Origin of the sequence: Bradyrhizobium yuanmingense (assembly GCF_025200905.1) — a bacterium.
Classification (GTDB): Bacteria; Pseudomonadota; Alphaproteobacteria; order Rhizobiales; family Xanthobacteraceae; genus Bradyrhizobium; species Bradyrhizobium yuanmingense.
Genome location: NZ_CP104173.1, coordinates 5,627,050 through 5,643,871, shown reverse-complemented (window position 1 = coordinate 5,643,871; position 16,822 = coordinate 5,627,050). Strand labels below are relative to the sequence as shown.

Annotated in this window: 15 protein-coding genes and 1 pseudogene; 9 read left to right on the top strand and 7 right to left on the bottom strand. The window is 58.8% G+C overall.

From position 1 onward, the window contains the following. The first annotated feature begins 40 nt into the window (after positions 1 to 40). The 3 genes from N2605_RS26325 (at position 41) to N2605_RS26315 (ending at position 6,118) form a co-directional block, all read left to right on the top strand. The gene (locus N2605_RS26325) at positions 41 to 823 is read left to right on the top strand and encodes an SDR family NAD(P)-dependent oxidoreductase (protein ID WP_260343664.1); all 783 of its coding nucleotides are present in this window, start codon (positions 41 to 43) and stop codon (positions 821 to 823) included. Between the two features lie 790 nt (positions 824 to 1,613). Next, positions 1,614 to 4,085 (top strand): CaiB/BaiF CoA transferase family protein, encoded by a 2,472-nt coding sequence (locus N2605_RS26320; RefSeq protein ID WP_260343663.1) that lies wholly within the window; start codon positions 1,614 to 1,616, stop codon positions 4,083 to 4,085. Between the two features lie 689 nt (positions 4,086 to 4,774). Beyond that, entirely contained in the window at positions 4,775 to 6,118 is a 1,344-nt protein-coding gene (locus tag N2605_RS26315; protein ID WP_260343662.1) for an LLM class flavin-dependent oxidoreductase, read from the top strand. A gap of 141 nt (positions 6,119 to 6,259) precedes the next feature. On the opposite strand, the gene N2605_RS26310 is transcribed toward N2605_RS26315, so the two are convergent. After that, complete coding sequence (locus tag N2605_RS26310; RefSeq protein WP_311735326.1) at positions 6,260 to 6,568, bottom strand: helix-turn-helix transcriptional regulator; 309 nt, start codon at positions 6,566 to 6,568, stop codon at positions 6,260 to 6,262. A gap of 638 nt (positions 6,569 to 7,206) precedes the next feature. Here N2605_RS26310 and N2605_RS26305 point away from each other — a divergent pair. The 3 genes from N2605_RS26305 to N2605_RS26300 all read left to right on the top strand — a co-directional run bounded on the left by N2605_RS26305 (position 7,207) and on the right by N2605_RS26300 (position 8,425). Beyond that, complete coding sequence (locus tag N2605_RS26305; protein ID WP_260343661.1) at positions 7,207 to 7,479, top strand: DUF2285 domain-containing protein; 273 nt, start codon at positions 7,207 to 7,209, stop codon at positions 7,477 to 7,479. Positions 7,480 to 7,644: 165 nt separating this feature from the next. Beyond that, positions 7,645 to 7,839 carry a transcriptional regulator domain-containing protein gene (locus N2605_RS36555; protein WP_425248815.1) on the top strand — a complete coding sequence of 65 codons (195 nt, stop codon included), beginning with the start codon at positions 7,645 to 7,647 and terminating at the stop codon, positions 7,837 to 7,839. A 46-nt stretch (positions 7,840 to 7,885) separates the two neighbouring features. Next, positions 7,886 to 8,425, top strand: a complete 540-nt coding sequence (locus tag N2605_RS26300; RefSeq protein ID WP_260343660.1) for a DUF2285 domain-containing protein — start codon at positions 7,886 to 7,888, stop codon at positions 8,423 to 8,425. A gap of 218 nt (positions 8,426 to 8,643) precedes the next feature. On the opposite strand, the gene N2605_RS26295 is transcribed toward N2605_RS26300, so the two are convergent. From N2605_RS26295 to N2605_RS26270, 6 genes are all read right to left on the bottom strand, one after another. Next, positions 8,644 to 9,552 (bottom strand): LysR family transcriptional regulator, encoded by a 909-nt coding sequence (locus N2605_RS26295; protein ID WP_260343659.1) that lies wholly within the window; start codon positions 9,550 to 9,552, stop codon positions 8,644 to 8,646. A gap of 159 nt (positions 9,553 to 9,711) precedes the next feature. Next, positions 9,712 to 9,993 (bottom strand): helix-turn-helix domain-containing protein, encoded by a 282-nt coding sequence (locus N2605_RS26290; protein WP_260343658.1) that lies wholly within the window; start codon positions 9,991 to 9,993, stop codon positions 9,712 to 9,714. 818 nt (positions 9,994 to 10,811) lie between these two features. Continuing rightward, positions 10,812 to 12,464, bottom strand: a complete 1,653-nt coding sequence (gene tnpC / locus N2605_RS26285) for an IS66 family transposase (RefSeq protein ID WP_260343657.1) — start codon at positions 12,462 to 12,464, stop codon at positions 10,812 to 10,814. A 45-nt stretch (positions 12,465 to 12,509) separates the two neighbouring features. Continuing rightward, positions 12,510 to 12,857 (bottom strand): IS66 family insertion sequence element accessory protein TnpB, encoded by a 348-nt coding sequence (tnpB, locus tag N2605_RS26280; protein WP_260343656.1) that lies wholly within the window; start codon positions 12,855 to 12,857, stop codon positions 12,510 to 12,512. Further along, positions 12,854 to 13,252, bottom strand: a complete 399-nt coding sequence (gene tnpA, locus N2605_RS26275; RefSeq protein ID WP_260343655.1) for an IS66-like element accessory protein TnpA — start codon at positions 13,250 to 13,252, stop codon at positions 12,854 to 12,856. Before tnpA ends, tnpB begins: the two co-directional genes overlap by 4 nt. A gap of 63 nt (positions 13,253 to 13,315) precedes the next feature. Further along, positions 13,316 to 13,465 carry a hypothetical protein gene (locus tag N2605_RS26270; protein ID WP_260343654.1) on the bottom strand — a complete coding sequence of 50 codons (150 nt, stop codon included), beginning with the start codon at positions 13,463 to 13,465 and terminating at the stop codon, positions 13,316 to 13,318. Between the two features lie 931 nt (positions 13,466 to 14,396). Here N2605_RS26270 and N2605_RS36400 point away from each other — a divergent pair. The 3 genes and pseudogenes from N2605_RS36400 to N2605_RS26260 all read left to right on the top strand — a co-directional run. Then, positions 14,397 to 14,843 carry a TlpA disulfide reductase family protein gene (locus tag N2605_RS36400; protein ID WP_311735325.1) on the top strand — a complete coding sequence of 149 codons (447 nt, stop codon included), beginning with the start codon at positions 14,397 to 14,399 and terminating at the stop codon, positions 14,841 to 14,843. Beyond that, the gene (locus tag N2605_RS36395; RefSeq protein ID WP_311735324.1) at positions 14,828 to 15,541 is read left to right on the top strand and encodes a hypothetical protein; all 714 of its coding nucleotides are present in this window, start codon (positions 14,828 to 14,830) and stop codon (positions 15,539 to 15,541) included. Before N2605_RS36400 ends, N2605_RS36395 begins: the two co-directional genes overlap by 16 nt. A gap of 408 nt (positions 15,542 to 15,949) precedes the next feature. Continuing rightward, positions 15,950 to 16,488 (top strand): annotated as a pseudogene (locus tag N2605_RS26260) (ABC transporter ATP-binding protein); the annotation flags it as partial. Positions 16,489 to 16,822: the final 334 nt, after the last annotated feature.

Genomic DNA, 16,822 nt, shown 5'->3' with positions numbered 1-16,822 from the left:
GAGCGCAAAACAAAGACGCTCCTTCGGAGGTCCATGAAGCATGGCGACAATTAAGCTGAAAGCGGGTGATCCGGGCGTTGTACTCGTAACCGGAGGAGCGCGCGGGATCGGACTTGGCGTTGTACGGCGGTTCTTGGCGGATGGTTATCGAGTAGCCTTCGTGGCGACACAAGCCAAGCACGTGCAGCATGCGCTAGAGGGTTTCGGCTGTTCGGAAGATCGCATTTGTGCAGGAGTGGTCGACGTCACTCAGGAACCTGAAGTAACCCAGTTTGTTGACCAGATCCGCAAAAGGTGGGGCAAGATCACCGTTCTAGTTAACAATGCCGGCATCTCACCAAAACGCGTCGACCAGAATGCTCCTTGGCTCTCGCAGATGTCATCTCAAGAATGGGCAAGGGTCATCGATGTCAATCTAAGCAGCCCGTTCTTTCTCATACGGCTCTTGGCGCCATCAATGATTTCAAGCGGCTATGGACGCATCATCAACATTGGATCGCTGGCGGGCCGCGCCGTGCCGTTGATCGCGGGTCCGCATTATGCTTCATCGAAAGCGGGTTTGGTCGGGTTAACCCGCGCCGCCTCACGTGATCTCGCCCCATACGGTATCACGGTCAATTGTATCGCCCCAGGTCGGGTTCTCAGTGATCTAACTGGGCCAGCAGAGGCGGCGGTAAACCGTTCCGCCCTCGCCCGCATACCTGTCGGTCGTTTCGGAACGGCCGAGGAAGTCGCGTGCCTCGCTGCGTTTCTTGCCTCACCGGAAGCAAGCTTTATTACGGGTGCGACGATCGATATCACAGGTGGCGAGTTCGCCGCTTAGCCGATGAGCGTCTTTGTGACGTCATAGCGGACTTATGCTCCGAGTTGAGAGCGGATGGATCGCCTCGTCTAAGGTGAACGACTACAGTACTTCCCCTGCGCTGATGTGGTCAAATGGATGGCGCGCTGCTGTATCACATCATGCCAAGGCATAACTTGGAAGAAGATCGGCGTGGAACGCTCTGGGCGAAGCCCGCGAGGTGGGTGTCGTAAGTCCAGCGGTTTGCAATGTAGCGGACAGGAATGTTCGGGTAAAGAGGGGTGCTATGTTATCACTCGGCGCACGAGCGTCTCCTGAGCGTGTGGCCAAGCCAGCCGTGGAGGAAACTCATCGAGACATCTACCGACGGGTGCGCAATGTCTGATAGAGACGGGTGGTCCGATCCTATGCGGCGCCTGTCGAGGAGGCTCGTCTCTGTAGGACGGTGTCCCGGTCCTAAGGACGCTCTAATGACGCGGTAGGATCTCAAAGTGCATTCCGTAGCTCAGGATGAGTTCGCATATCCATCAGCTGTGAGTTGTCAGCAGTTCGAGATGGCGAACCGTTGGAAGCGATGCGCGGTGTTGCGTCGAAAGGATTGTGTTTGAGCAGTGCGATCCGGCATGGTCCTTGCTGGGAGGCTGAGCATCAGCGGAAGGCGAGCAGGTGGATCCGAACATATCCATGGTGACGGTCGTGTCCAAGCTGTCATAGCTTGAAAGCTTGGGGCTGTCGCGCGCTCGTGGGCGGCTTGGGGTTGACGCGCACTAAGTCATCGGGCGGATTCCGAAGCATAATCATGGCCTAGAAAATGAATCGCTCCAGAGAAGTGTTGTCGCAGGTGCGAGTGGTCGAAATTGGTAGCTCAGCTGCGACAAGCTATTGTGCGCGGCTGTTTGCCGACTTCGGCGCTGAGGTATGGAAGGTCGAGCCACCGTCTGGCGATCCACTTCGCTCCAGCGCTCCGCTGACCCCGGGCGGCCAGAGTGCGTGGTTTGCGTTCCTGAACTTCAACAAATCAAGTATTGTCATTAATCCTGTGGACCCAGAGGCGGTCAAGCGAATCACACTCTTGATTGAGGATTGCGACATTTTGGTCGATGGCGGCGATATCGATGGCGCGAGCTGTCCGCCCATCGATATCGCCGCAATCCGCCAACGGCAGCCAGCGTTAATCTACCTCGACGTGAGCTGGTTCGGTCAGGAGGGGCCCTATGCTGAATTCAGCGCGAGCGATTTGATCGTTCGCGCCCTTGCGGGCCTCATCAAGCTGGTTGGGCCGGCCGAGGGCCCACCCTTGCACGCGCCGGATTTCCAGGTCGGTATCTTGGCGGGGCTATGGGGCTTTATCGCCGCTGCCTCGGCAGTGATTGCGCGAATGCAGACTGGAGCAGGGCGGTCGTACACGGTCAGTTCTTTCGAAGCCTGTATCTCGCTCAGCGAGTACCAGTTATTCGAGGCATACCAGCGCGGCGATGTGATGCGTCGGATCGGCGTCAATCGCTTCTGGCCAAACTTTCCAGCCGGCATCTATGAAACAAAAATGGGGTGGCTCGGCGTCACGACAATAACCCCGGCACAATGGCGTGCGTTCTGCGACATGCTCGGCCTTCCTCAATTGCGTGACGATCCAGCCCTGGTGCTGGGTGCCGACCGTCTGAACCATGTGGAGGAGATCGAACGATTGGTCATTCCAAGGCTGAGGAAGTGGACCGCGCAGCAGTGGTTTGCCGAGGGGCTAAAGCGCAAGATCCCGATTGTACCGGTGCCAGACATAAGCGCTCTTCTCCAGGATCAAGAGAAGATTGAGCGTGGCGCAATCGTACCCATTCTGGTCGGCCAGGAAAGAGCGCTGACCGCTGGCTCGATGCAGCGGCTGACCTTGACACCACCTCGCCGCGGCGGAAAGGTTCCGTCCCCCGGTGAGCGGCAATCTTCATCTTCCACGAATACCAGACCGAAGCTCACCAACGGAGCGTCGACATTCCGCGGCTCCGGCAGCCCGGCCGAACAGCCTTTGTTCGGAACTCGCGTCATCGACTTTTCGATGGGCTGGGCTGGCCCATTGTGTACGCGAACCCTTGCCGACCTTGGTGCGGACGTGATCAAGATCGAGGCGATCCAGTACCCGGACTGGTGGCGCGGTGTTGATCGCCGGCCGGATTACGTAAATCGTCAGATGCACGAGAAGACGCTGCGCTTTTGCATGATGAATCGCAATAAACGCGGCATCACGCTCGATCTGACCAGACCCGACGGCCTTGCGCTCGCTGAGCGGCTGATAGAGAGCGCCGACGTTGTTGTCGACAACTATTCGGTTGATGTGCTGCCAAGGCTTGGGCTTGGCTACGAAGTGTTGAGAAGGCTCAACCCGCGCCTCGTGGTGATGTCAATGTCAGCCTTCGGAAAGAACAGCGTCTTTCGCGATTGCCGAGCATATGGCTCGACGCTGGAGCAGGCTTCCGGGTTGCCGAGCGTGGTAGGAACTGCCGGCGGGCCGCCGGTGATGAGCCATGTTGCGTTCGGGGATGCGATAGGCGGTTTGAACGGTTGCGCTGCACTTCTGGTTGCGCTGATCCACGCCCGCGAGACTGGGGAGGGGCAGTTTGTTGATCTCGCGCAGGTCGAATGCATGATGCCGCTTGCTGCTCCATGGATCATTATCCAATCACTTTGTGGTACGTCCAGAAGGTACGGCAACCGGCACCCTCAGTTTGTGCCGCACGGCTGCTTCCGCTGCGCCGGGGATGACAGCTGGATCGCGATAACTGCCACCGATGCCGGTATGTGGCAGAGACTTGCGAGCGTGATCGGCCGACCAGACTGGGCTGCTGACCCCTCACTCAAGCTTGCGGACCGCCGCCGTGCGATGGAGGAGACAATCGAGAGCGCCATCGAAGCCTGGACATGCACGCTTGATGCAGATCATGCGATGTTCTTGCTGCAGGCAGCGCGCATCGCAGCCGGCGTGGTCCGCCTGCCCGTTGACTTATTGAAAGATCCGCAACTAAGATCTCGTTCATTCTTTCAGCACGTTGAACGCGCTTTCATCGGTGGGCACCCGCAGCCGTCGATCCCAATTCGTGAAGGCGCACGGCCTTATTCGATCCGCCGAGCAGCCCCGACGCTGGGAGAGCATAACAGGGAAATTGTGGCCGGGCTTTTGGGGCTCTGCGACGCCGAAATTTCGAAACTCGAAGGGAAGGGCATCATCGGAACGCAAATGCTCTCCGATGTGGAGCTGAGACAAAGACGGCGCTCTGAAGAAGCTCCGACGACATAGCGTTGCGTTTACATGCGGCCTGTTTAAGGACCCCATAAACCCATGCGCACGCGGGGGATTGGCAGCTAAATGTGAGGCCGGAACGTGCGATAACTGCGCAGTTGCGCTTGGGTTTGATTCTTGTTCGCAAGTCGGTGCGCCAAACACTTAATTGGGGCGAGGCGCTGCCCGCTCGTTAAAGGAGTCTCACCTTACTTGAGGAACCGCCTCGGTTCGACGGCGGTCTCCTGACCGGATCATAAGGTAGCCTGCAAAGACGATAGGCCGCTATGCATCAGCTGCTGCGTCGATCAGGCGCTCTCCGTAAGGGCCGAGACAAATGAGGTCGAGTGCGGTGGAAGTCGGCCGCTATTTGCGAAAACTGCACAGGCCGAATGAACAGTGGCGCTCAAGTCAACTACTAGTGCTCGCTGTTGATGCGAATGTGTGGTCGTGGCACCTATACTTTCGACATCAGCGGCAACAGAGCGAACCGTCGGAAACGGGCTTTGTTCGCGAAGGCCTAGGGTGAAAGAAGAGCGCTTGTACAGCAGCAACCCTCAATCTGTACCGCCGCTGCCTTTCTTCCGCTGCTTTGTTCGCTTGTGCGGTTCTGAAAAACCGTGGTGCGGCGGTTAGACCTTGGAATGTGGTTTTCGGCCGATTGGCCAGTGACTCTAACATGAGACGCTTGAGAAGGGGAGTACGGCATGGCGCGAAATGGTGAGATGGCGCTCGGATTATACGTCTTGCAGGCGGGATATATCGAAGGAGCGTGGCGCGATCCGAGCGTGCCGGAGACTGGCGGGGTCGATATCGAGCATTATGCACGCCTTACGGCTCTTGCCGAAGGCGCGGCATTTCACTTCGTGTTTCTTCCGGACAGCCCAAGTGTCGTCGAGCGAGATCATGCAGACATAGCGCGTGCAGGCCGAAACGATACGTTTGAGCCGATCACGCTGTTGTCGGCTCTTTCATCGAAAGCAAAGAATATCGGCTTTGTTGCAACAGCGACCACGACGTATCACCAGCCTTATCATCTCGCACGTATGATCGCTTCGCTTGACCACCTCTCGCACGGACGTGCCGCTTGGAATATCGTGACCTCCGGAAATAAGTTCGAGGGTGCAAACTTTGGTGATGAGGAAATTCCAGAGCATGACGCGCGCTATGAGCGGGCCAGAGAGTTCGTAGGCGTCATGAAGGGGCTTTGGGACACATGGGAAGATGATGCCTTCGTTCGTGACAAGCAAAGCGGAATCTTCGCCGACACGGCCAAACTGCACTTCCTCAATCACCGCGGAACCTATTTCTCGGTCAGAGGCCCACTGAATATCGCGCGGCCCCCCCAAGGCTATCCTGTACTGGTTCAGGCTGGCTCATCCGAGGCCGGAGTCAAATTTGCTGCAGAATTTGCTGAAGTCGTCTTCACGGCACAGCCATTGCTTGAAAGCGGCAAGCGGTACTATACAGATCTAAAGGAGAAGGCTCGCGGGCTGGGGCGCGAAGACGATCAGGTGTTGGTCATGCCTGGCATTGTCCCGATTGTTGGAAGGACCAGGCAGGAGGCCTCCGATAAGCTTAAGAAACTGCAGTCCTATACAGATCCAGACGTCCTGACGGAGACGGCAGATCGGTGGCTGGGGTTCGTCACCGACCTGCGTGCCATCAATTTGGACTCGTTAGTTCCGGCCACTTTGCCCGAGACGAATTTCATTCAGAGCCGCCAGAAGGTGCTCCTCGAGGTAGCTGCACGCCAAGGAATGACCTGGAGACAGCTGATCCGCTTGATATCGGATTCGCGCGGACATCTCATGGCGGTAGGGACGCCTAATGAGATAGCCGACATCATGATCAATACCTTCGATCAATATGCGGCCGATGGATTCAACCTTATTCCCCCCATCGTTCCGAGCGGGCTCAAGGATTTCGTGGAGCTCGTCGTTCCCGAATTGCGCCGCCGCGGTAAGTTTAGGTCGAAAAGCAAAGGGCAGACTCTTAGAGAAAACCTCGGCCTCAAGCGGCCACACAATCAGTTTACGCGAGCAGCGTAAGCCATGCTTCTGGCTAGCTGGACGCAGATCGCGCTGGCGCTGTTTAAGAGGAACCGGCAGAGCTCGAGCCGGAGGTTCAGAATCGCCGCCACAGAGTCAAAGCGGGCACGCGAGGCCGCTCCGGCTCGTCTGTCCCCGTGGTTAGCTACAAAACGGCTCTCCGGAATAGTTACTTCCTATTTCGGCACTGGCGGTTCGGCTTGCGTCCCCTAGACATCGGCTTGGGGGCATCGCACCGTTAGCCGGCTCTGCGAACAATTCGGACAAGTGAATATCGAAAGTCGCGGCGATACGGTCCAAAAGATCAATGGTCGGGTTCTCTTTCTTCTGCTCAATGCGCCCCATATATGAGCGGTCGATCCTGGCATCATAGGCCAATTGCTCTTGCGGAATGCCGCGCTCTACGCGGATCCGGCGCACATTCCAGGCCACAAGCGCACGAGCGTTCATGCGCAAAGGCAGCCATTCTGACGGCTATGAAACCACTGGTTATAGCCACACTATTCCGGTAAGCTCACACTCACGCCGTTTGCTCTTCTGTCACGGTTGCTTCTAGGGAGCGGGCCACGGTGAGACGTGAGATGTCATGGAGTTTGTCATTTTCGAATGTCATCAACCCATCACAGGCGCGCTCACCGCGCGACAGCTCGCTTCTGGCGGGAGAGGAAATGAACGCGGCTTGTTTCGGGCGGCGCGATCAAATGGAGCGGGGTCAGCTAAAGCTCGAAAAGTGAACGAATTCATCCCGCTTGGCTGACTTTAAGCCGCGATCTTCACCAGGGCTCGGGGGGGGTACGAGGGGGGCCATTCCGATTCGGGAGAGTGAAGAGCAAGGACGGCCTAAGCTGTGTGGCAAATCTGCGCCCAGTGGCGGTATGGACTGCGAATAAAGATCCAGCGCTGACCAAAGAACACATGCCGAGAATGGAGCAACGAGGTCATTGTGAGCCGATATGCGGTCGCAGTTACGACGTTAGGGGAAAAATAGCTTGGGACCGCGACGATTCGAGCAATACCAAAATGGCCCCAAGTCCGTTATCGTTGCTCCGATTTCAATAGAGTTTTCAACTTGGTAGGAGCTTCAGGGAGTGCCGGCCGATCCGAAGATCGCAGATTTGGCGCCTAGCGCGCACGAGCTCACGTCATACGACAAAGAGCACGCTATCACCTATATGCGACTTCTCGATGCCGACGCTGACAAGGCAGATTGGCGCGAAATCGCGCGCATTGTGCTGGGACTTGACACGGCCCTTGAACCGGACCGCGCGCGACGCACCCTCGAAAGTCATTTGGCTCGGGCCAAGTGGCTAGCGAGCCACGGCTACCGCGATCTGCTCCGGGGTGGTTGGCCCAAGGAATGAACAGGGCGGGTAGCAGGATCGGCAGAATTCCTAGCAATCGCAAAAGATGATCGTGGCATCGATTAAGTGCATGCAAAACGGGCGCACGGTACGCATGCAGCCGTAAAGCGCCACAATCATCGGCTGCAGTTCGCCGCGTGTGAAGATCATGCGGGAAACGGAGAGATGCCGAATACTGATTGGAGATCTGAGGAGGCATACAGCGGCCTCAAGAGCGCAGAAGCGCCCGACCTGGCCTGGGAGTGGCTGCGCCGAGATCGCGACTACCAAGAGGATTATAGGCGGTTATCTCGCCGCGAACGTTCAAGCGCAGCGGCGGGCCAGTTCCGCCGGAAGTGGGGGCTCTCGTTTTCCAGCTGATCCGCAAGAGGCTTTCGACAAGCAAGCAGTCTTCTGGGCGCCCGAGGTGCTGTCGACCGTACTGCCCGTGCGGGCGGCCAACCGTACGGCGCCTAAGAGCTACCAGCTGGACGTCGCCAATCTGCCGGGCAGCGAGGTGCGTCGCGCGCCGGACGGATGGCATGCAATCGTGCCGCTCGGCGGCGCGAACCATCGCCTTTTGCTGAGCAAGCTTCCCGTGGGCGGGTCTGCTGTCATCCTCGATCTGCCGCTCGATGCGAATTTAGAGCTTCGCTTGCAGGCCGCAGGTCGATTTTATCTCGCGCTTGAGCATCGGCCGCTTGGCACGCCTCCTCTTGCTCTGCCGGCTTTGAAGCAGCGGCGGCTGATCCTGGCGCTGCGCGCACTGGATGGATGGCAGGAAGGAAATAGCTATCGCCAAATCGCGCAAGGCCTGTTTGGAAGCCATCGCATTGCTGAGCGGGGCTGGAAAACAGACGATTTGCGCAGCCGAACCATTCGACTTGTTAAACTGGGGCGGCGCCTCATGCGCCTTCGCTGCCGCGCATTCCTCCACAAGGGCAGACGCAGGAAGGACAGTTCATGAACTCTTGGGCGATCAATGGCACACCTCCGTTCTGGGCAGCCAATTCTTCTGGCATGGCACAATCGCGGATAGGATGAGACCTTTGCGTGCCAACTATCGCGCTGGCGTCTGGATAGCTGCCACAGACAGGCGCTATCTTCGTAAGGGTTTGACGACTCTGCTCGGAAGGTTTTCTCGAGTTGAGTGCTCTCGACTTGAATAAGGGAAGCTGCTAGGCGTCAGGCAGCCTGCGCAAGTGCAACCTTTTTGCAAAGACGAGCCACCCATCGGCAAAAAGAGCGAGCGATCTCGGGATGCTCGCTTCGATCCACAGCATAGGCGCGATATTGCATGCCGCTTGGCGCGCGTGAGCCGGGGATGACTTGCAAAGCGCCCCCTCGCACCAGATCACTGACGATGATTTCCGGTGCGACGAGGAGGCATTTTCCTGTCATGACCGCCGGCAGAGCGAGATAGTTGTGATCATAGCGCGCGCCCGCTCGTATGTCGTTTGAGGACAGGTTCACGGCCCTCAGCCATGTGGGCAGGATGTCGGGGCGTGATGTGATGTTCAGCATCGGGGTTGAGCGGACGATCGAGAGCTCTCTCCCCGCGACCAGATTTGGCGGCCCGACGCATACCAGCTCCTCATTGTAGATCTCCCAACTGTCGGCGGGTTCGATGACGGACAGGTCGCGTGTAATCAAAATATCAAAATCATCTGAAGATGTCGGCGGCGCGAGCGAGCTCACGACGTCCACGATGACGCCGCCCGCTTCAGAAGAGAACGCTTGCAGATTTGGAATCAGAATAGAGAAAGCAAAAGTCGGTAGTGATGTGCGAACGACAATCCGATTGGTGCCTACGGCCGCCCGCCGCCGCATTCTCTTGGCGGTGAAGCCGACTGTCTCGAGCGGTTCAGAGACTGCGTTAGCGAATAACCTTCCGAACTCGGTCAAATCACTGCGCCGCCCACGCCGCTCGATGAGATCCGCACCAAGATAGTCCCGCAGGACGGACAAATACCGGCTGACCGAGCTCTGCGTCGTTCCCAGGCTGGCGGCGGCGCGCGTGACGCTGCCTTCGCGTGCGACGGTCACAAAAGCGCGGATGGCATTTAAAGGAACTTCATCGTCTTGAGCCGCCATTGTCTGCTCCGGCGCCAGAATGAGCATCCATCACATTATTCGATGTCCAAAGCGGGATTGCCGCATATCAAGGGTCGGCTGCGCACAAAATCGGCGTGGGAGCATTAATACTTGATCACCGCACAAGATCGGCGTCAGCGGCTCGGTGCGTCAGGGCGGCTAGGTCCTTTTGCGGCGTGTCGGCTTCGGCTTACGACCTTTAGGTAAGGTCGCGGGTGGCGGCGCACCCTTGGATGGCCGAACAAACAGCTCGGAGACAGCAACGTCGAGCGTCTCGGCAAGGCGATCGAGAAGATCGATTGTCGGGTTCGCCTGTTGGCGCTCGAGACCGCTCATATAGGAGCGATCAACACCTGCATCATAGGCCAATTGCTCTTGCGGAATACCGCGCTGGACGCGGATCCGGCGCACATTGTAAGCCACAAGCGCACGAGCTCTCATGCGCGAAAGCAGCCATTTCGATGGTCATCAAACCACAGGCTATAACCTACATAAAAACGTCAACAAATTGGGGGGTCGATCGAATTATTCGATGAGTGTCATCGAATCGTTCCTCGACGCTACTGGGCGGCCCCCATAGGCGCTGGTATGTCGCTCCCCTATCAATTGCGGCGGCGCAGGTTTGCTGCGCTGACCGGAGCTCAGCCGTTCCGCTGGCTCGGCAGCCGTTCGATTCCGCTGCCCCACTTGCGCGAACGGCCCCGAGCCAAGGACAAAGATACTAGACTAGCTGAGAGGGAGCCGATGGCCCTCCATTCAACGAAATGGAGTGCAGCCCTCAAGAATGAGCCCGGCTCAAACCACCGAGATTGCAGCGACAGGGTTGCGGAAAGGCGCGCGAATTGCTCAGAGAACCCCGGAGGCCAGACGGTGCCTCGACAGCTGCATATTGCGCGATTGAGCTCCTTTGAGAAAAGATTCGACTCTGGACGAGATTGATGCCTCGACAAGAGTCAAAGGTCCTACGCCATGCAGAACGCACCAGCCGGTCATTGCATCGGCCTCCGAACCGCCGTTGCCCCAGCTGTCGAGGCTTGCAAACGTCGCGTTGAAAACGACCTGCTTCGGGCCGCAAAAAACATGGTCTGATCGATACTGGAATTGAGCCCTTGATTGCGACTGAAGTCCTGCTGGCAGGCCAGGGTAGCTGCCTGCTCCCTACGAGCGCGGTGCCTTTCGTCGTACGCCTACGAGGAAGGCCGCCAGATTGACGCGGGCGCGCGGGTGCGGCGAGCTATATGATGGCGTTGGGTGAAGGATCAGGCGGCTTGCTGATCGCCGGAGTTGCCGGCTTGGCGCAGAAGCTTCCATTCCCAGGGCAGCAGTTCGTGCAGCCGTGATGTAGGAAGATCGGCGACACGGGCGAGGACATCGGCTAGCCAGGCCTTTGGATCGACGTCATTGAGACGACACGTCGTGATCATGGTCAGCATGATGGCGGCACGGTCGGTCCCACGCTGGCTGCCGGCGAAGGTCCAATTGCGCCGTCCCAAGGCGATGCCTCTCAATGCGCGTTCAGCGCAATTGTTGGTCAAGCAGATCCTGCCGTCATGGAGGAAGCGAGCGAAGCCTTCCCAGCGCCTGAGCATGTAGTTGATGGGTTTCAGGACCTCGGACGAGCGCGAGAGGGTTTCGCGCTCGCGCAGCAGCCATGCGTGCATGTCTTCGAGAAGCTGCTTGCTCTGTTCCTGGCGCACGGCGCGCCGGTCCTCAGCGTCACAGCCGTTGATGGCACGCTCGATCTCGAACAACGCGTCCAGCCGTCTGACCGCCTCCAGCGCGATCGGGGAGACCGGCTTGCCCCTCTTACCTTCCCGGGCGTTCTTCTCGATGTCGGCCAGCTCGAAGAAGCCTCGCCGGGCATGGGCAAAGCAATACGCCGGCGTAATCGGCAGCACCTTCTTCTGCGGATCGAACAGCGGCTCGAAGCCGTTGTAGCAATCGGCTTGCAGGATACCGGTGAAGGCGGCCAGATGCTTCTGGGGATGCTCGCCTCGTCGGTCGCTCGAGGCGTAATAGACCGCCGCCGGCGGCGCGGGCCCGGCGAACGGCCGGTCATCCCGCACATAAGTCCAGATCCGCCCGGTCGTGCACTTGCCCTTCGCCAGGATCCGGATGGTAGTGTCATCGCCATGAAGGCGCTCGGCAGCGAGCACATGACGCTCGATCAAGTGGAAGAGCGGCATGACGGCAAAGGTCCCGTGGCCGATCTGGTCGGCCAGCGTCGATAGCGGCAAAACGATTCCCTCGGTGTTAAAGCGCACGCTCTGGCGGTTGAGCGGGATATGCATGCCGAACTTGTCGAACAGGATCGTCGCCAGCAGTTGCGGACCAATGAAGCCGCGCGGCGTAGCATGGAACGGCGCAGGCGGCTGGCTGATCTTCTCGCAATCGCGGCAGGTGAACTTCTCGCGTACCGTCTCGATGACCTTGAAGCGGCGCGGAATCTCCTCCAGCGTCTTGGTCACATCCTCGCCGACCTTCGCCAGCCGCGATCCACCGCAGCAGGCGCAGGTCGTTGGAGCTTCAACGACGACGCGCTCGTGTTCGATATCGTCCGGCCACGGCTTGCGCACCGGCCGCTTACGCATGAAGGGACGGACGTTCTGCACCTTCGCCGCCGCCGCCTGTGCGGCAAGCTCATCCTCGCTCGCCGAGGTGACGAGTTCCTCGAGCGCCAACTCCAGCTGCTCGAGCAGCCGTGCCGAGCGCTCGGATCGCTGCCCGTGCAGTTCGCGTTTGAGCTTCTCGATCCGCAGCTCGAGATGCGCGATCAGCGCCGCGTTGTCCGACAGCTCCGCCAGCGCGCTGGCAGCCATCGCCTCAGCTCGCAGTCGGGCCTCACGCTCGGCTTGCAGCGCTGCTAGGGCACTGACAAGATCCGACGGAAGGTCGTCCGGCTTCGATACCATGAAGCCATTGAATCAGATCAAGCCGCAGATTCAAACCAAAAACGGCTATCCGACACGCGTCGGACGATGAGTTTCTTGCGGATTGCGCCAATCGATTCCCGACAACAGGTAGCTCATCTGAGCCGACGAGATCGTTACAGCTTCGCCCTCAACCGATGGCCAGACGAATCTTCCTCTCTCAAGTCTTTTGGTGAACAGGCATGCTCCCTGGCCATCGTGCCAGATCACCTTCACAAGATTGCTGCGCCGACCACGGAAGACGAACAGGTGACCGCTGAGCGGGTCCTTGCGCAGCACCTCCTGCACTTGGAGCGCCAACGACGGAAAGCCTCGGCGCATATCCGTGTGGCCGGTCGCAAGCCACACTCGCGCGCCCGTCGGAACCGGGATCATCGGCGCACCAAAGCATCGACAACACGGCGCAGCGCGTCTCCATCCACGTCGCCATCGACCCGGATGCGGGGTCCGGTACCAAGATCAATCTCGATGATGCCCTGGCTCCTCCGTCGACGCGCCGCCGTCGTCAATGGCGCTTCGGCCACCTCCCGCGGCGGCACAGATAATCCAATCTCGACCGGCACGAACGGCGCTATACTCGCTTCAGCCTGCTTGCAAAGCTCCTTGCGCCACCTGAACAGCTGGCTGACATGAAGGCCTGCCGCACGAGCCACCTCGGAAACACTGGCGCCGGGCTCGAGCGATGCTGCCACCAGCCGTTCCTTCTCGTCCTGCGACCACCGGCGCCGCCGTTCGACCGATGTGATCACCTCCGCCCTCGAAATCGTCATAACGCTTCTCCTAGGATTACCCCTAGGACCTGCAGCGATCACGTTCGTCAAACAAGGGGGCCTTCAATGGAGAGATACCTTTCGTCGGCCGACGTGGATTGCGCAGATGCCGGCCTCGCAGGCAACAAGTGAGGTTTCGAAATCGGATTCGCCCTGACCGGGTGTGATCACGTCTGCGCCTTGTTCGCGTAGCTCGGCGGCTTGCGTCGTCATTGGCCTCGACTCCGGAGCGACGGACAAGGCCTCGATCCGTAATGAGAGACAATGGGAGCACCTGAAGTTTGATGCAGCATTGTTGACGGCTTCTACTCGTCGGCAAAGTCGCGATAACAGACACATTCGTGTTTGTTGAATGAAAAGATCGCAGGTTGCGATGCCTTGCGTCGTACCTGCGTCGATACGGGGAGCGGTCCCCGAAGTCCATAGGGGCGTCAGGGACCCCTGGTACACGCGGCTGGACAGGAAACTAATCGAAGTACCAGTTTCTGGTGCAGGAACCGCTTGCGTGATGGCAAGCACTGACAGTTTGAAAGCCTCCGCGATCCGCGGCACCGTCTGCAGTGCCCGACGAATGTTTCCATCGTCATCGACCAGGACACGTGTCCCCGGCCCACGGGCTTTGGCTCATTCGAGTCCGAGCTAAATCGTCGCTCGCCTAATCCTGTCTGCTACGGGACAGGGAATACCAAGCTTGCGTTCGGCGGCTCACAACATCAAGTCAGTTTTCTGACGGCGCGAACTGCGCAATTCTTGTTCAAAGTCCGACAGCGGCACAAAGCCCGGCGGATCAAACACTGCTCGCCGTGAAGTGCCGTTGAGCTATTCATGCGCATTTGAGTACTTAATGCGCGCAGGCGATGCTGGCACTGACGTTGCAACTAAGGTGCAGCAGTGCTGAAAGTGCTGAGCGCACCAAACACAAGGCCAGCGATGCTCACCTTCCTTGAACTGATGTGGCCCGCTTGTGAGAGGAAGAGCTTGTTGCTTGTGAGTTTGTGTGTCGTCGCGCTTAGCGCGGCGACACCGGCAATCGCTGCGCAGCCCGTCTACACCAAGGCACCACCCCTCGCGGGTCGGGGGCGCGATCAGAGATCAGCTAGCGCAAAACGTCGCGCAACCTCTGACAATAATTTTGGAGAGTAACATGGCCCTGGGCTTAGAATCTCCAGCTCCTGCGATCAAGGTGGAGAAGTGGGTGCGTGGTGAGCCCCTCACGAGCTTTCAGCCCGGGAAAGTGTACATCGTCGAATTCTGGGCGACTTGGTGCGCACCGTGTTTGTCGGCGCTGTCCGATCTGGTATCGCCGCAAGAGAAATACAGAGATAGCGGAATTGAGGTCCTCGGAATAGCAGCTCGTGAACGCGCTCAAACAGCGCAAGAGGCCGGAAGCAAGTTGGACGCATGGTTGACCGAAAACTTGCCGAACCTCAACTATCGGGTCGGGTTCGACTACACACGCGAAATGGACAAGCTTTGGATGGCTTCCAGCTTTTCTGTCGGGATTCCCACCTCGTTCGTGATCGACCGGGATGGCCGCATCGCTTTATCGGTTCCCCAACCCAACTCGATCACGTTTTGCCGAAGATTCTGAACGGCAGCTGGCGCATCAGCAATGAAGCGAAAGCCGCCGATGCAGAGCGGATCGCCAAGGGCGAACGCACAATGCCGATCCTCGCCAAACTGACGCCGGCGATGGAGGCGCAGGATTGGGCGAAGGCGCTTTCGGTGGTCGAAGAAGCCGTCGCTGTTCTGCCGGATGACGTGAACTTTCGCGTGCTCCGTGCAGATCTGTTGCTTCATAAAATGCGCGACTTGGAGGTCGGCCTGCCGGTGATGCGCCAGTTGGTTCGTGACGCGATCAACAAAAAATCCGCGCTGTTGATGGCCGGCGCGATGCGGCAACTCTTTGATCCGGCAAATGACAACTCTCATTTGCCCCAGGCCGAGCGCTTTGCGATGGGCAAGGAGTTATCCGAACACATTCTGGCAATAAATCCGCCGCAACGCGGCGAGGCCCTTAAGTTCCTGTCCTATCCGGCGGTCGCTCAGTACTATTACGAGAGCGGCAACAAGGGTCGCGCCATCGAGTTGATCGAGGTGACGCTGAAGTCGCTGGACGGCCCCGCACCTATCCCGGACAAACTGAAACAGCAGGTTATGTCGGTATTGGTCCAAACGCTGGCCAACTACAAGGGTCAGAAGGCTTGCTATGGGTCTCTTTGTGCGATTCCGCAAGCCGGAGGCCGGCAAAGTACCAAAGCGCAAGCGTCGCCGGAGGAGAAAAGATGAAAAGAGAGTGAGGCCGATCCCGCCTGCCTTGCTCACAAGCTCGGATCGCACAGGGCTGGCCGATGTCTCAGATCGATGCTCTCAGCCATCGAGCCCTTCGGGGCCCCGCCGCGGTCGGAGTGCGGGCTCCGCAGGCCGCATCGGGCAAGCGATTCGGCATTTTGAGGGCAGACCCGACGTTGAGGAATTTCGCGCCGCTGCGCCAATCCCGGGACAAGGAGCTCGCAAGCGTGAGGCGCTTCAGCTAAGCGCCTAGGCGAAGAGTGGTTGAAATGGGTAGAAGATTTCGGCCGCAGCCCCCAGACTGCGGGCATTTATCGCATCGCTCGGACGGCGGGCCAAGCATTGTGCACATCGGATCTGGACCGAACGGTTTTTACACCGTGTGCGCCACAAACCCCTAGCGCCATGGCCAGTCAAGATGACAAACGACCCGCCGCAATCGGCTTGGTTCTCCCGTTTGCGTTCGAGCACTGGCTCAAGCAGCCAGTCCGTGCCACTATTGTCCTCGTCGGCTTCTTAGGGGCGACGGTCGCCGACCTGTTCATGCCGGTCTATTCTGGCCGCCTTGACCTCGGTCCCCACCGACCAAGCGGCGCGACATGCGGCACTGATTGCGTTCGTTGGCACCCTCGCGCTTGGTCTGCTCTCGATCATATTGCGGTTCACGGGCCTGCAGGCGATCGTGCCGTTCACGCTGAAGACCATGTCAAATGTGGCCCGTTGAGGCTTCATGCGCGTGCAGCGCTTCTCAACCGACTGGCACGCAAACTCGTTCGCCGGCTCGACCGTGCGGAAGATCACCCGCAGTGATCTATGGCGCCATGATGACGGCATTCACGATCGGCTACATCGCGCCGGCGGCGCGCGTCTCCAACGCCTGGGACAGCAAAGTCAGCGGCACGCTAGCGGACGCGCTCCCCTGCAATATTGTGGTGAAATCCTTCGTGTCACTGTTGATTTTTGGGCCCGACGATGCGGTCGACGCTTAAGGTCTTGGGAGCGCATTGATACTTGGTCACCGCACAAGATGGGCGCGGGGATTTTGATCGAATTATCCATCGAGTGTCACTGAATCGTCTCCCCCGACTCTAATAGGGCGGGCCGCACAAGCGTTGGTATGTCGGCCATCTTTCAAAGCGGCAGCGCAGGTTTCGCGCGCGCCGACTGGAGCTCAGCCGTTCAGCTGGCTCAGCAGTGGCTCATGCTCAGCTGTGGAACGATGTAACACGCATCGAGCGGAAGCAATGATCGGCGGATGATTGTCGTCCGACACAGGCT